Below are 13,454 nucleotides of genomic sequence, written 5' to 3' on the forward strand. Positions count from 1 at the left end.
GCGCTCACGCGGCGCGGCTTTGGCACGGTCTCACACCGGCGCGTCGCCTTCGATCGTGGTGCGATACAGCTTGCGCCGCAGATGATCGGGCGTGCCCGCCGCGAGATGCATGAGCGAGCGGTTGTCCCAGAACACGAGATCGTGCTCGCGCCAGGCGTGGCGGTACACGTGCGCGTCGAGCACGCTATGCGCGAACAGCGCGTCGAGCAGCGCGCGGCTTTCGTCCTCGGGCACACCCACGATGCGCGTGGTGAAATGCTCGCTCACGAACAGCGCCTTGCGGCCCGTTTCCGGATGCGTGCGCACGACCGGATGCACCACGGGTTTCACCTGCGCGATCTGTTCCGCCGACAAATTCGGCCGCCACGGGCTGCGCGCCTGCAATTCCGCATAGCGCGCGAGATAGGTGTGTTCGGCGCGCAAATCCTCGACGGCATCGCGTAGCCCGGCGGGCAAGGTGTCCCACGCGAGATGCATGTTGGCGAACAAGGTGTCGCCGCCTTCCGCGGGCAATTCCTGCGCGTGCAGGAAGGAGCCGAGGCTCGGCTTCTCCTTGTACGAGAGGTCCGAATGCCAGAAGTGGCCCGCGTCGCCGAGACCGATCGGCTGACCGTTTTCGACGATGTTCGACACGATCAGCACTTCGGGGTGCCCCGCCAGCGCGAACTGATGCAGCACGTGAATCTGCAGCGGCCCGAAACGGCGGCTGAAAGCGACTTGCTGAGCGGGCGTGATGCGTTGATCGCGAAACACCAGCACGTGATGATCGAGATGCGCGCGATGAATGCGCGCGAAATCCTGGGCGGAAAGCGGCTGCGCGAGATCGAGGCCGAGCACTTCGGCGCCCAGCGGCGCGTCGAGCGCGCGAATCTCGAAGTCTTGCCGATGCACGCCGGCGGCGCGCTCGTGGAGGGTGGCGGTCGTGGTCACGCGTCGAGCCTTGTCGAAAAGATGAGAGCAATCAGAACAATCGGCTCAATCTACGTGCGCGCGCGGGCGCTGGCAACGAAGCAAATGCCATACGTTTATCCGCTGCGGTGATAACGGCGCCGCTACGGCGTCGAGAGGCGCCATCCCCATCGGCATAACGCATCCCGCCGCGCCCGCTCCGGCCCCACGCGCCGTCACGCCGAAGGCAAGCTCACTTCGGCGATCAGACCCGATTGGCCGTCCGTGCGATTGCGCAGCGCGACCGTGCCGCCGTAACCGAGCACGATCGCGCGCACGATGGCGAGGCCGAGCCCGCTGCCTTCCACGCTCTGGCTCACGCGAAAGAAGCGGTCGAACACGCGCGGCAACAGGTCTTCGGGAATCCCGGGGCCGGTGTCGCGCACCTCCACGCGCACCGTGCCCGCGCCCGCCTGCACGCGCAGGTCGACGGCGCCGCCTTCGGGCGTATAGCGCAGTGCGTTGCCCACGAGGTTCTTCACGACGGCGCGCAAGTCGGCCTCCGTCGCGCGCACGTGCGCGGCCATCAATTCTTCCGCGCCGATGTCGATGCGCCGCTGCGTGGCGATCGGCAGGAGTTCGGCCACGACCGAGGTCACGAGCGCGGTCACGTCCACGTCGGAGGGCGCGGCCACGGCCAGATGCGCGTCCGCGCGCGCGAGTTGCAGCAGTTGCGAGACCAGCGCACTCGTGCGTTCGATGCCGCGATGCAGCGCGTGAAAGCGCTCGCGATTGCCCGGCGCGATATCGCCGCGCAGGTTGTCGGCTTGCAGCTTGAGCGCCGTGAGCGGCGTGCGCAATTCGTGCGCGGCGTCGGCGATGAAATCGTGTTCGAGCTGCAAGGAGGCGTCGAGCCGTTCGATCATGCGGTTGATCGAACTCACGAACGGTTCGAGTTCGACGGGCAACCCTTCGGCGGGCAGCGGCACGAGGTGGGTCGAATCGATCGCCTGCACGCGGCGGCCGAGCCGGTCGAGCACGCCGAAGGCGCGCCGTACGCACAGAAACACGGTGACCCACACGGCGGGAATCAGCACGAGCATGGGCAGGAGCGCGCGCACGGCGCTCTTTTCCGCCGCGCGCTCGCGCACCGACATGCGCTGCGCGATCTGGATCACTTCGTTGTACGCAACGAGCGTGTACACGCGAAACGCCTCGCCGTTCGCGCGCTGGTCGGAGAAGCCTGCGGGCGTGTCGCGGTCGAATACCACGGCGTTGTCGGTGGTGCGCGTGGGCGTGTCGCGATGCCCGGTCCACACCAGCACCACGAGGTCTTCCGCGTTGCCCGAGCCCGTCGAATCGCGCGGAATGGCGGCTTCGTACACGTCGCGCACGCGCCCGGCCACGTTCGAGAGCCGGTCGTCGAGCAGCGCGTTCACGCCGATCAGCGCGAGCCGGTACGAACTCACGCCCTGCGCGAGGGCGAAGAGCGAAACGAGCAGCCCGAGTGAGACGATCAGTTGCGTGCCGAGAGACCTGGCCTTGACGAGCATGAGTGCGCCTCGCGAGGGTCGAACGGAGTGCGGATGCGGTGACGCAAAGAGAACGGCGGCGGGTGCATCCAACGATAGCAGAATGGGCCGAAGGTGCCGCACATGCCGGCCATGACGCATGCGCCGTCCCCGCGCGCCCACCGTCGCTCATGCCCGCGGCGGCTCGCCTATACTGGGCGGATCGTTGCGCGCTCCACGCAGGCCGGCACCGGGCCTGACTTCCCGCCGATTTGACCCCAACGCACGCGGACGGACCACCATGCGCATTCTCATCGTGGAAGACGATCTCGACATCGGTCAGGGCTTGCTGCGCGCGCTCAAGGACGCGGGCTACAGCGTGGACTGGATCCGCGACGGCGCGAGCGCGCAGGAAGCCATGCTCGGCAACGCGTATTCGATGGTGCTGCTCGATCTCGGCCTGCCCGGCTCCGACGGCATCGACGTGCTCTCGTTCGCGCGGCGGCGCGGCTGCACGACGCCCGTGCTGATCGTCACCGCGCGCGACGACATCGAAACGCGCATACGCGGCCTCGATATCGGCGCCGACGACTATCTGCTCAAGCCCTTCAACACCTCCGAACTGCTCGCACGCATTCGCGCGATCGTGCGCCGTCACGCGGGCGCGGCCGTCTCCACGCTCGGCGACGAGACGCTCTCGCTCAATCTCGACAAGCACGAACTCACGTTTCGCGGCCACAGCGAAGTGCTGCCCGCGCGCGAATTCGCGCTGGTGGCCGCGCTGCTCGAGCATCCGGGCACGATCCTCTCGCGTGCGCAGCTGGAAGACAAACTCTACGGCTGGGGCCAGGAAGTTGAAAGCAACGCCGTGGCCGTGCTCATTCACGCGGTGCGCAAGAAGTTCGGCCACGACGTCATCCGCAATATTCGCGGCTTCGGCTGGACCATCGACCTGAGCGCGCCCGCTACGGCCGCGCCCGGCTGAACCGCACGCCGGTCGAAGCGGCTTTCGTCGCGCCGATTAACCCTCGGCGCGCGCTGCGAACCGCGCATGCCGACAGGCTTCGATACGCGCACCCCCCCGCATCACCACGCCGATTGCAGCGCCGCGATGCTCGCGCGCGTTTCGCGCTCCAGTTGCGCGACGAGTTCGGCGGCGGGCAGCGCCCGTGCGAGCGCCGCGGCCTGGCCCGCCCATTGCGCGCCGTAGCCCGCTTCGCCCTGCGACTTCGCGGCGGCGTTGAGCGCCTTGCCCGCGTCGTACGTGATCGGGTAAGCGGGCGTGGCGGGCGCGTCCGGCTGTTCGCCCAGCGCCGTGAAGCGGTTGACGAGACTGCGCGCCACGCGCCCCGAGATCGCCGAAGTGAACGTCGTATGGCGCGCCGCGTCGCCGAGCAAGGCGCTGCGGTAGCCCGCGTCGATGGCGGTTTCCGCGCACGCCACGAATGCCGTGCCGAGTTGCGCGGCCTGCGCGCCGAGCGCGAGCGCGGCGGCGATGCCCGCGCCGTCCATGATGCCGCCCGCCGCGATCACGGGCACCTCGAAGCGCGACACGAGCAGACGCGTGAGCGCCAGCGTGCCGAGTCCGTCGTCGCGTTCCGTGGCGTCGAACACGCCGCGATGGCCGCCCGCCTCGATACCCTGCGCAACCAGCGCATCCACGCCCGCTTCCACGGCGGCCGCGGCTTCGTCCGGCTGGGTCGCGCACGCGAGCAGCGTGATGCCCGCGCCCTTGAGCGCGGCGATCACGGCGTCGGGCGGCAGGCCGAAGTGGAAACTCACCACGGCGGGCCGCTCTTCGAGCAACATGGCCTGCATCGCCTCGTCCACCACGAAGCTCGTGTAGATCTCGGCGAGCGCCTGCGGCGGCGTCGCGCCGTAGGCGCTGAACACGGGCGCCAGCCAGTCGAGCCAGGCGCGCTCGACGGCGGCATCGGGCGTGGCCGGGCGATGGCAGAACAGATTGACGTTGAAGGGCTGGGCGGTGAGTTCGCGCGTGTCGCGAATCGCCTTGCGCGCGGCCTGCGCGTTCATCGCGCCGAGCCCGAGCGAGCCGAGCGCGCCCGCGTTCGACACGGCCGCGGCGAGCGCGGGCGTGCTCACGCCCGCCATCGGCGCCTGAATGATGGGCTTCTGAATGCCGAGCCTGCGCAGCAGCGCTTTGCCGTTTGCCTGAGTGCTCATGGTGCGTGTCCTCCTGATTCCTTGCGATTCAATGCCGATGTCGATGTCGATGTCGATGCCGCGCGAGCGTCGAGCATGCCACGGCGCGGCGGGCGGCGCGCGCCGCCTGCCCGCGCGAGACCCGTGCGGCTCTCATCCGCAGGCTTTATCCGCCGACTTAATCCACAGACTTAATCCGCCGATGAGCCCCGCGCCCGCCTTCTCCGCTCACTTCGTGCGCAACGCCGCGAACAGATCGACGATCAACGCCACCATGAGCGCCGCCGCGCCGATCATGAACAGCAGCCGGTAATTGCCGCCGCTCGCCGAAAACGCGAACGACAACCCGTACGCGGCCACGGCCTGCATCACCGCGAAACTGGTGGTCGCGCGCGTCCAGGCGCCCTTGGCGGCCGCCGGATGATGCGCGAGCAATTCGTTCACGCGGCCGAGCACGAGCGGCACGATGCCAGGCGTGAACGCGCCGATCAGCACGCTCGACACCATCAGCCCCGGCGCGCCGCCTAGGCCCCACGCGGCCAGCGCCACGGCCGCCGCTTGCAGCAGATACGCCACGCGCAGCGCGGGTGCGAAGCCCGTGCGGTCGGCGAGATGCCCCGCCGCGAGCGGCCCGACGATCGCCCCGATGCCGTACAGCACCCAGAACTGCGCGCCCGCGTCCACGCCCTTGCCGAGCCCGCGCGCCACGAAATCGACGAGAAAGATCATGTGCGGCACGAGCCCCACGGCGTTGAGCCCGTATTCGACATAGAGCGCGCGCAGGCCGGTTTTCGGATACGCGGGCGCGTGCTCGAAACGCGTGGCGGCATTGGCATGCGCAGCGGCGTGCGTGTTGGCGTGCGTCGCGCCGCCGGGCGTGGCCGAAGCATCGGGCCAGCCGTTCCAGCCCGCGAACGTGAGCAGCAGCGAGACGGCCGCGAGCCCGAGCCACGTCACGGTCAAGCCCTGGCGCAGCAGAATGGGCACGATCGTCCCCGAAGCCGCCACGCCCAGCCCGATGCCGGTGAAGATGCCGCCGCTCGCGAAGCCGCGCCGCGCGGCAGGCACGTGCGCGAGGATCGTGGGCGCCGCGAGCACCATGAGCGCGCCGCCCGAGAGCCCCGAGGCGAAGCGCCAGACGAAGAACCACAGGAACGACACGGGCACCGCGCAGGCCACGAAGGCGAGCGTGGCGAGCAGCATCATCGCGCGCAGCACCGTGGCCGGTTTGGCCGCGCGCGCCATCGCGCCGGCCGCGAGCGCGCCCGCGAGATAGCCGCCGAGATTGGCCGCGCCGAGATAGGCCGCCGTCGAGGCCGGAAACCAGTGCGCACCGATGATGGCGGGCAGCAGCGGCGTGTAGGCGAAGCGCGCGAGACCGATACCGATCAGGCTGGCGCTGGCGCCGGCCAGCGTGCCGCGCCAGACGTTGAAGGCCGCGGGCCCGGCCGGGCGGGAAAAAGAGGGTTGCGATGGTTGCATGACGACTCCCGTTCCGATGCTTTGAAGCACCTGCTGAAGACAGAAGTCAGTCTAGGTTAATGCGCGCGGAGAGAGAATCGCCGCAGTGCGGAAGTCATTCTTCCGCGCCACGCACGAATACGGAGACGGCGGCGTGCGCTCAGCCGTCGGTGATGCGCCACGCTTCCTCGAAAAACGTGCGCAGCCGCGGCACCGCGAAATCGACGAAACTGCGCACCTTCGGCACCGAAAGCCGCCCGTGCGGCGTTACGAGATTGGCGGGCAGCGGCGCGTGTTCGTTGTCGCGCAGCACGATCACGAGGCGGCCGGCCTTGACCTGCTCGGCCACGTGATAGGAAAAGAGCCGCGTCACGCCATGCCCTTCCACCGCCGAGGCCACGGCCGCGCGCACCGTATTCACGACGATGCGCGGCGAAAACTGTACGACCTGCGGCAGCGCGCTCCGGCCCGCCGCCGGGAACGCCCACGAGTCGATGCCAAAGTGCGTCATCGAAATGATCGAATGGCGCGTGAGGTCGGCGGGCGTCTTGATGGGCGGGTGCGCGGCGAGATAGTCCGGCGAGGCCGCCACCACGCGCCGCACCTCGCCCACGGGCAGCGCGACGAGCGTGGAGTCCTGCAAGTGCGCGATGCGCAGCGCGATGTCGATGCCTTCATCGATCAGGCTCACGGGCCGGTCGAGCAGATGCAGCCGCAGCGAGACCTCGGGATTGCGGTCGAGGAATTCGTCGACCATGGGCCGCAGCGCGGTTTCGCCCACGGCCACGGCGGCCGTCACGCCCAGCAGCCCGCGCGGCGCGGAACGCTCGTTGGCCGCCAGCATGTCGGCTTCCTCGAGGTCGGCGAGAATGCGGCGGCAGGCGAGTGCATAACGCTCGCCCGCGTCGGACAGACGGATCGTGCGCGTGGTGCGGTAGAGCAGCGGCGTGCCCGTATGCGCTTCGAGAAACGCGATCGCGCGGCTCACCGCCGCGGGCGAGCGGCCGAGCCGGCGACCTGCGCCCGCAAGACTGCCTTCGTCGAGCGTGGCGACGAAAACCTTCATGGCGTCGATACGGTCCATGCGCGTGGGGCTCGCTTTGCGCGTGTCGCGCTGAGTGGATTCCGCGACGATGGTAGCGGAATTGCGCGCCCGCGCGCAGCGAACTCACCAGACTTGCGCAAGCAGCGTGGCGTTCGCCGTGGCGTTGCGGTTCGCCGCCGTCTTGCGGCGCCGGTGCAGCTTGGGCTGCGCCTGGGCGAGCCCGCTCCACAATTGCGCGGCGCGCCGCACGGCGCCGTCGAACGAGTCGTCCTCCACCGAGGCGCGCCCGTCCACCGTGACCTGCCAGCCGCCGCGCGTGCGCGTGCAACTCACGCGCTCGTCTTCCATGAGATCGGCGTACCAGCGCCATACGCGCGCGTCGTCGATATTGGCGCGCACGGCCGCGTGCAGACGCGCGACTTCGATTGCTTCCAGATGCATGCTCACCTCGTTCCCCTGTCGATTAAGGCGTCGATCGCGCGACGCATGCCGCCCCGCGCGATGTCACGCGGGTTATCCATCAACGCGCCCACCACGCTCACCAGCCGAATTTCGCTTCCACGCCCACGTAGTCGGCGTTGCGCGCGCCCAGCGAGCGCAGCGAATCGCCCACCTGGAAGTGCACGGCTTCGAGCGCGAGCGCCACGTTGTCGCTGACGAGCCAGTCGGCGCGCACCTGCGCATACATGCCCGTGTAGCGATTGCCCTTGCCCGCCGTGCCCGGCACCGTCGCCATGCCCTGGCCGTAGACCGCGTCGGCCGTGGTATCGCGCCACTGGAAGCCGAGCGCGGTGAGCAGCGTGAGCTTTGGCGTGAGCTTGAAGGTGAGCGAGGGCTTCACGTGGATCAGGTTGCTGTAGCCGGTGTAGCCCGCGAGCGCGAAGTAATAGCCGTTCGGAAACAGCGGGTTGAACGTGGACACGCGGCCGTCGCCGGGATGCCGGTCGCCGGAGGCGCCATCCACCTGCAAGCCCACGCGCGGCGTGCCCGGCAGCGCGGCGAGCGTGTAGCCGCCGAGCGCGCCGAACGCCCATGCGCCGATCGTGCTCGCGCCCACGTGACCGGTTTGCAGCATGGCTTCCACGTCCCAGTCCCAGGGCGCGCTTTTGCCCGCGTAGCGCGTGTCGAACACGTCGCGCCGCTCGTTGCCGCTCGCGTCGAGAAAGCGCGCGTTGTCGCGCTCGTAGCGCGACCAGTACGCCGATAAGTCGCCGGGCCCGACGCTCGCGCGCTCCACGCGCACGCCGCTGAACGTGAGATGGCCGTTCGAGACGTCGTCGAACGCGTCCACGTCGCGGTACTGCACGGGCTGCGTGAGATAGCCGATGAAACGCCATTTGCCCACTTCGTAGTCGGCCCAGAGCGCGTCGAACGCCTGACGCACGTTCGGGCCGTCGCGCACGGCCACGAAGCGCTGCAAGTCGAACGCCATTTCCTGGCGCCCCACGCGCGCCTTGAACGTGCCCGGTCCCACGCCATAGACGAACGCGACGAACGCCTGCTCCACGTCGAGCGGATTTTTATCGACGGTCGATACGGAATCCTTACCGAACGGTCGCGCGTCTTCGAGCTGGAAGAACGCCTGCACGTGCTCGCCGAGATGCGCGTCGGCGTGAACTTCGACGCGCTGGATCACCCAGTTGTCCGGCCGCGCCGCGCCCAGACCGAACAGCGGCGTGTTGTTCAGCTCGAAGCGCTCGCGCAGGTTCGCGCCCAGCGAGAGATACCACGCGGGGTCGCTGCTCGAGAGCGGCAGGTATTTGAGCGAATCGAGCGGCTTGCGCGGCACGCACGGATTCGCGAGCGCGCCCCAGTTTTCCTGCCACCGGTTGAAGGCGGGCACGGGACGCGTCGCGCTGCACGGCGTTGCCGCCGGGGTTGCCAATGCGCTTGCCGATGCATTTCCCGATGCCGGTGGCGTGGCTTCGGCCGCGCGCGACGGCGCCGCGTGCACCGCCGCAACCGTTGCGCCCGCAACGAATGCGACGCGCGCCGCATGAAAGCGCGAACGCCGGCGAGACGTGAACATGCCGCTCATTTCACGCGCTGATGAATCTCCGCGACGTAGCCGCCCGGAAATTCGACCATGGCCGTGCGGCCTTCCACGTTCTGCGCGGGCGCCACGAGCACCTTCACGCCGGCCGCCTGCGCCTTCGCGAGCGTCGCGTCGAGATCGGGCACGTCGTAGCCCGTGGTTTCGCGGCCATACGGGTAAGGCAGCTTGCCGTCGGTCACGAACACGAGCATGCCGCCAAAGCCCGACTGCAGGCGCACGCGGCGGATCGTTTCGCCGTTCTTGCCGATTTCGGCGCCATCGGCATGGCGGTTGTCGGACACGACCTTGCCATGCGAGAAACGCACGAAGCGCTTGATGAAGTTATTCGCTTCGTACTTCGAAACATATACACGATTGTCGGGCACGTACTCGAGCGGCGCATACGAGGGCGCCTTGGTGTGCCAGTAGAGCTGCATCGTGAGGCCGCCCGGCCACTGGATGATGGCGTCCTTGCCGATCGGGTCGTCGAACGATTCGGTGACGATGTCCGCGCCCGCGGCGCGCGCGGCCCGCAGCGCCTTGTCGATATCGGTGACCAGATAGCCCGTGCGCTCGTTGCCGAACGGGTAAGGCACCGGCGTCTGGAACGCGAACACCGAGAGCATGCCCACTGGCGTCTGCACGTACTGCGAGGCCGTCTTGCTCGGCGTGGGCGTGACCGTGAACACGGCGCGCGGCGAGGCCTTGCCGCCGAAGGTGGCGAGGAAACTGTCGACGAACGCGTCGATGTCCGCGTTCGAGACGTACACGTGCGTGGTGTCGTACTGCGGGCCGACCGAGACGACCGGCGCGGCGGCGGCTTGCGGATACTGCGCGTCGTCGGCGAACGCGTGGCTCGCGGGCAACGCAAGGCCGAGGGCGGCCACGGCAATGGCCAGCGCGCGCAGCGAGCGGCGCGGCGAAAGATTCAACGTGAGGAAGTTCAAGTGAGGCTCCTGATAAAAAAGGGAATGCGGGCTCAAGCCGCGTGGCGATCGGCCCGGCATGCCACGACCGCGAGCGCGGCGAGCATGACGAGCGGCAACGCGAGCGCCCAGAACGAGGCGAGCAGATAGCCCAGCGCCCCGCCGCCCGCGCCCACCGCGAACGCGGCCACGGGCGGCAGCGTGTGCGCGAGCCGTTCGCGCGCGGCGCGGCGGTCGGGATGCGCGGTGCCGGGCACGAGCAGATCGAATACGTCGATCACGGCTTGCGTCACGTTGCCTGTCATCACCGTGTTGGCGACCACCGAGCGCGCGGTGAGGCGGCCGTGCGCGTTCTGCACGCCCATGGCGGCCGCGCCGAGCAGGCCGCAGACAATCGTGAGCGGCGCGTCGGCGTTGGTGATGGGCGCGGCGAACAGGCCCGCGATCATGAACGCGGCGAGCAACACGATCTGCATGGCGTAGAGGCCGCCCACGCGCAAACCGTGACGATGCGTGCGCAAGGTATCGTCGAAAATACGCGCGCCGACAATACCCGCCACGAACGCCGGAAACGCCAGCCATTTGACGAGCAGACCGGTGCCCGCGCCCGCGAGCCCCGAGCCGATCAGAATGAAGTTGCCGGTCACGTGGGCCGTGAAGAGCCCGAACAGCGCGACGAAGCCGAGCGTGTCGACATAGCCGGCCACGAAGGCGAGCACGACGTTCTCACCGCGCAACGGATCGAGCGTGGCTTTGGCGCTCGCGGCGCCGCTCAGCGCGCCGGAGGTGGGAGCGTTCGCGCTCATGGTTGCGTGCCCGAAGCCGAATCGGCTTTCACGGCAGCCGTGTTCGCCGACGCTGCCGACGATTGCGATGTTTGCGCCGTCTGCCATTGCGCCTGCACGAACGGCACCGCGTGCTCGCCGATCACCATGCCGAGCAGCCCGATCAGCGCGACGAGCGGCGGCGCGGGCGACTGCACGCGCGAGAAGTAATAGAGCAGGCCCACGACGAGGCCCGCGCCCAACGAGATCAGATACGACATCAAGCTCTCTCCGTGCGGTCGTTCGAACGATCGCTCATGCGGTCGATCAATCGACCAGAATCGACCCGGATGCGCCCCGCGCCGCCAATCGCCACCGTGCCGAACATCACCAGCAGCATCCACGCGAACTGCCCTTGCGCGATGCTCCAGTCGGGATGCACGAGCACGAGCGCGACTGCGGTCACGACGAGGATCGGCAGCGCGGCGAGCCGCGTGACAACGCCGGCGATCATCAGCAGCGGGCACACGACTTCCGCGAACACCGCGAAAGCCAGCGTGAACACGCTGCCCAGATGCAGCGGGTCCTCGATCGCGCCCAGTTGCGCGTGCCAGTGCAGTGCCTTCGGCAAGCCGTGCACGATCAGCACGAGCACGCTCGCGCTCACGCGCAGGAACAGCAGCGCGAAGTCGGTGGCGTCGTAGCGTTTCATGGTTCGCTCGCGGCTCAACGTTAGAACGCGAAGCAGCTGCAACCGAGCGCGCCCCAGAACGCGTTCGCGTCGCTGGCCGGCACGTTGCTGCGCCATGCCCACGCGTGGCCGTGCTCGTGCACGCCGCACAGGTTCACGCACGCGTCGTGGCACGACTGCGCGAGCGAAGCCTGCGAGGCCACCGGCTGATAGCGCGCGTAGCCGCCGAACTCGGCCACCGGCGACCACAGCGGGCTCACGGGCAGCGCGGGCGGCCCGAACGATTCGAACTCGGCGTCGGCGTACACCACGCGGCCGTTCACCACCGTCATCACCGAAGTCAGATGCTTGATCGCTTCTTCGTCGACGGTGAAGAAGTCGTCGCTCAGCACGGCGAAGTCGGCGTACTGACCCGGCACGAGCGCGCCCTTCTTCGTTTCGTCGTTCGAGAACCAGGCGCTGCCCACCGTATAGCGGCGCAGTGCCTCCATGCGTTCGAGCCGGTCGCGCTGCGCGTACAGGGCCGTGCCGCCCACGGTGCGGCCCGAAACGAGCCAGTACAGCGAGACGAACGGGTTGAAGCTTGCCACGCGCGTGGCGTCCGTGCCCGCGCCCACGGGCAGCCCCGCTTCGAGCATCTTGCGCACGGGCGGCGTGTGCGCGGCGGCTTCGGCGCCGTAGCGCGAGATGAAGTATTCGCCCTGATACGCCATGCGATGCTGCACGGCAATGCCGCCGCCGAGCGCCGCGATACGTTCGATATTGCGCTCGGAAATGGTTTCGCAGTGATCGAAGAACCAGCGCAGGCCGTTGAACGGCGTGTCCTGATTCACGCGCTCGAACACGTTGAGGAAGCGGTCGATGGATTCGTCGTAGGTCGCGTGCAGGCGCCACGGCCAGCGGTTTTGCACCAGCAGGCGCACCACGTCTTCGAGTTCCTGCTCCATGCCGTCCGGCAGGTCGGGGCGCGGCTCCAGGAAGTCTTCGAAGTCGGCGGCCGAGAACACCAGCATTTCGCCCGCGCCGTTGACCTTGAGGAAGTCGTCGCCGTCGCCGGGACGCGTGGCCTTGACCCACTTCGCGAAGTCCTCGATCTCGCGCTTCGCGTTCTGCGTGAAGAGGTTGTAGGCGATACGCACGGTCAGCTGGTCCTGCTTCGCGAGGTCCATGATGACGGCGTAGTCCTCGGGGTAAGCCTGATAGCCGCCGCCCGCGTCGATGGCGCTCGTCACGCCCAGCCGGTTCAGCTCGCGCATGAACTGGCGCGACGAATTCTTCTGGTCGTCGAGCGCGAGCTTGGGGCCCTTCGCGAGCGTCGCGTAGAGCAGCCCCGCGTTGGGGCGCGCGATCAGCATGCCGGTGGGATTACCACGCTTGTCGCGCTGGATCTCGCCGCCCGGCGGGTTCGGCGTGTCGCGCGTGTAGCCCACCGCGCGCAGCGCCGCCGCGTTGAGCAGCGCGCTGTCGTAGAGATGCAGGATGAAGACGGGCGTGTCCGGCGCGATCGCGTTGATTTCCTCGAGCGTCGGGCCGCGCTTTTCCGCGAACTGGAATTCGTTCCAGCCGCCCACCACGCGCACCCATTGCGGCGCGGGCGTGCGCGCGACCTGCTCGCGCAGCATGGTGAGCGCGTCGTGCAGCGAAGGCACGCCGTCCCAGCGCAGTTCCATGTTGAAGTTCAGGCCGCCGCGAATCACGTGCAAGTGCGAGTCGTTGAGACCCGGAATCACCGTGCGGCCGTTGAGGTCGATACGGCGCGCGTCGTCGCGCGCCCATTGCATGACGTCGCGCTCGGTGCCGGTGGCGACGACCTTGCCGTTGGCCACGGCGAGCGCCGTCGAGAACGAGCGGCGCTCGTCCTGCGTCGCAATCTTGCCGTTGTAGATCACCAGGTCGGCGATACGCTGAGGTTGATCGGATGCGCTCATCGACGCTCTCCTGTGTCGGTTCGGTGGATCAGAATCCCGGGC

At 68.6% G+C, this 13,454-nt stretch carries 13 protein-coding genes; 1 reads left to right on the plus strand and 12 read right to left on the minus strand.

Features of this window, described 5'->3' with window-relative positions:
- Window positions 1-30 precede the first annotated feature (30 nt).
- Together FAZ98_RS24460 and FAZ98_RS24465 are read right to left on the minus strand one after the other, a co-directional pair.
- Window positions 31-930: a TauD/TfdA dioxygenase family protein gene (locus FAZ98_RS24460; protein WP_407672135.1), complete on the minus strand. Its 900-nt coding sequence runs from the start codon at window positions 928-930 to the stop codon at window positions 31-33.
- Between the two features lie 194 nt (window positions 931-1,124).
- Window positions 1,125-2,441, minus strand: coding sequence for a sensor histidine kinase (locus tag FAZ98_RS24465; protein WP_158954900.1), 1,317 nt, complete (start codon window positions 2,439-2,441; stop codon window positions 1,125-1,127).
- A 259-nt stretch (window positions 2,442-2,700) separates the two neighbouring features.
- On the opposite strand from FAZ98_RS24465, the gene FAZ98_RS24470 reads away from it, so the two are divergent.
- On the plus strand, window positions 2,701-3,384 hold the full coding sequence (locus FAZ98_RS24470; RefSeq protein WP_158954902.1) for a response regulator: 684 nt from the start codon (window positions 2,701-2,703) through the stop codon (window positions 3,382-3,384).
- Window positions 3,385-3,485: 101 nt separating this feature from the next.
- Here FAZ98_RS24470 and FAZ98_RS24475 read toward each other — a convergent pair whose 3' ends face one another.
- From FAZ98_RS24475 to FAZ98_RS24520, 10 genes are all read right to left on the minus strand, one after another.
- Window positions 3,486-4,583, minus strand: a complete 1,098-nt coding sequence (locus FAZ98_RS24475; protein ID WP_158954904.1) for an NAD(P)H-dependent flavin oxidoreductase — start codon at window positions 4,581-4,583, stop codon at window positions 3,486-3,488.
- Between the two features lie 207 nt (window positions 4,584-4,790).
- A complete protein-coding gene (locus tag FAZ98_RS24480) occupies window positions 4,791-6,044 on the minus strand; it encodes a YbfB/YjiJ family MFS transporter (RefSeq protein WP_158954906.1) in 1,254 nt (417 codons plus the stop codon).
- A gap of 139 nt (window positions 6,045-6,183) precedes the next feature.
- Window positions 6,184-7,107, minus strand: coding sequence for a LysR family transcriptional regulator (locus FAZ98_RS24485; RefSeq protein WP_158954908.1), 924 nt, complete (start codon window positions 7,105-7,107; stop codon window positions 6,184-6,186).
- Between the two features lie 84 nt (window positions 7,108-7,191).
- A complete protein-coding gene (locus FAZ98_RS24490) occupies window positions 7,192-7,509 on the minus strand; it encodes a hypothetical protein (protein ID WP_158954910.1) in 318 nt (105 codons plus the stop codon).
- Window positions 7,510-7,606: 97 nt separating this feature from the next.
- On the minus strand, window positions 7,607-9,106 hold the full coding sequence (locus tag FAZ98_RS24495) for an alginate export family protein (protein ID WP_158954912.1): 1,500 nt from the start codon (window positions 9,104-9,106) through the stop codon (window positions 7,607-7,609).
- Window positions 9,103-10,050 carry a VOC family protein gene (locus FAZ98_RS24500; protein WP_407672136.1) on the minus strand — a complete coding sequence of 316 codons (948 nt, stop codon included), beginning with the start codon at window positions 10,048-10,050 and terminating at the stop codon, window positions 9,103-9,105. The genes FAZ98_RS24495 and FAZ98_RS24500 overlap by 4 nt, the downstream gene beginning before the upstream one ends.
- Before the next feature lie 32 nt (window positions 10,051-10,082).
- On the minus strand, window positions 10,083-10,835 hold the full coding sequence (locus FAZ98_RS24505) for a YoaK family protein (RefSeq protein WP_158954914.1): 753 nt from the start codon (window positions 10,833-10,835) through the stop codon (window positions 10,083-10,085).
- On the minus strand, window positions 10,832-11,074 hold the full coding sequence (locus FAZ98_RS24510) for a DUF1427 family protein (protein ID WP_158954916.1): 243 nt from the start codon (window positions 11,072-11,074) through the stop codon (window positions 10,832-10,834). The genes FAZ98_RS24505 and FAZ98_RS24510 overlap by 4 nt, the downstream gene beginning before the upstream one ends.
- A complete protein-coding gene (locus FAZ98_RS24515) occupies window positions 11,074-11,505 on the minus strand; it encodes a DoxX family protein (RefSeq protein WP_158954918.1) in 432 nt (143 codons plus the stop codon). The genes FAZ98_RS24510 and FAZ98_RS24515 overlap by 1 nt, the downstream gene beginning before the upstream one ends.
- 20 nt (window positions 11,506-11,525) lie before the next feature.
- Window positions 11,526-13,412 carry an amidohydrolase gene (locus FAZ98_RS24520; RefSeq protein WP_158954920.1) on the minus strand — a complete coding sequence of 629 codons (1,887 nt, stop codon included), beginning with the start codon at window positions 13,410-13,412 and terminating at the stop codon, window positions 11,526-11,528.
- Window positions 13,413-13,454 lie beyond the last annotated feature (42 nt).

It is taken from the genome of Paraburkholderia acidisoli, assembly GCF_009789675.1.
GTDB lineage: Bacteria > Pseudomonadota > Gammaproteobacteria > Burkholderiales > Burkholderiaceae > Paraburkholderia > Paraburkholderia acidisoli.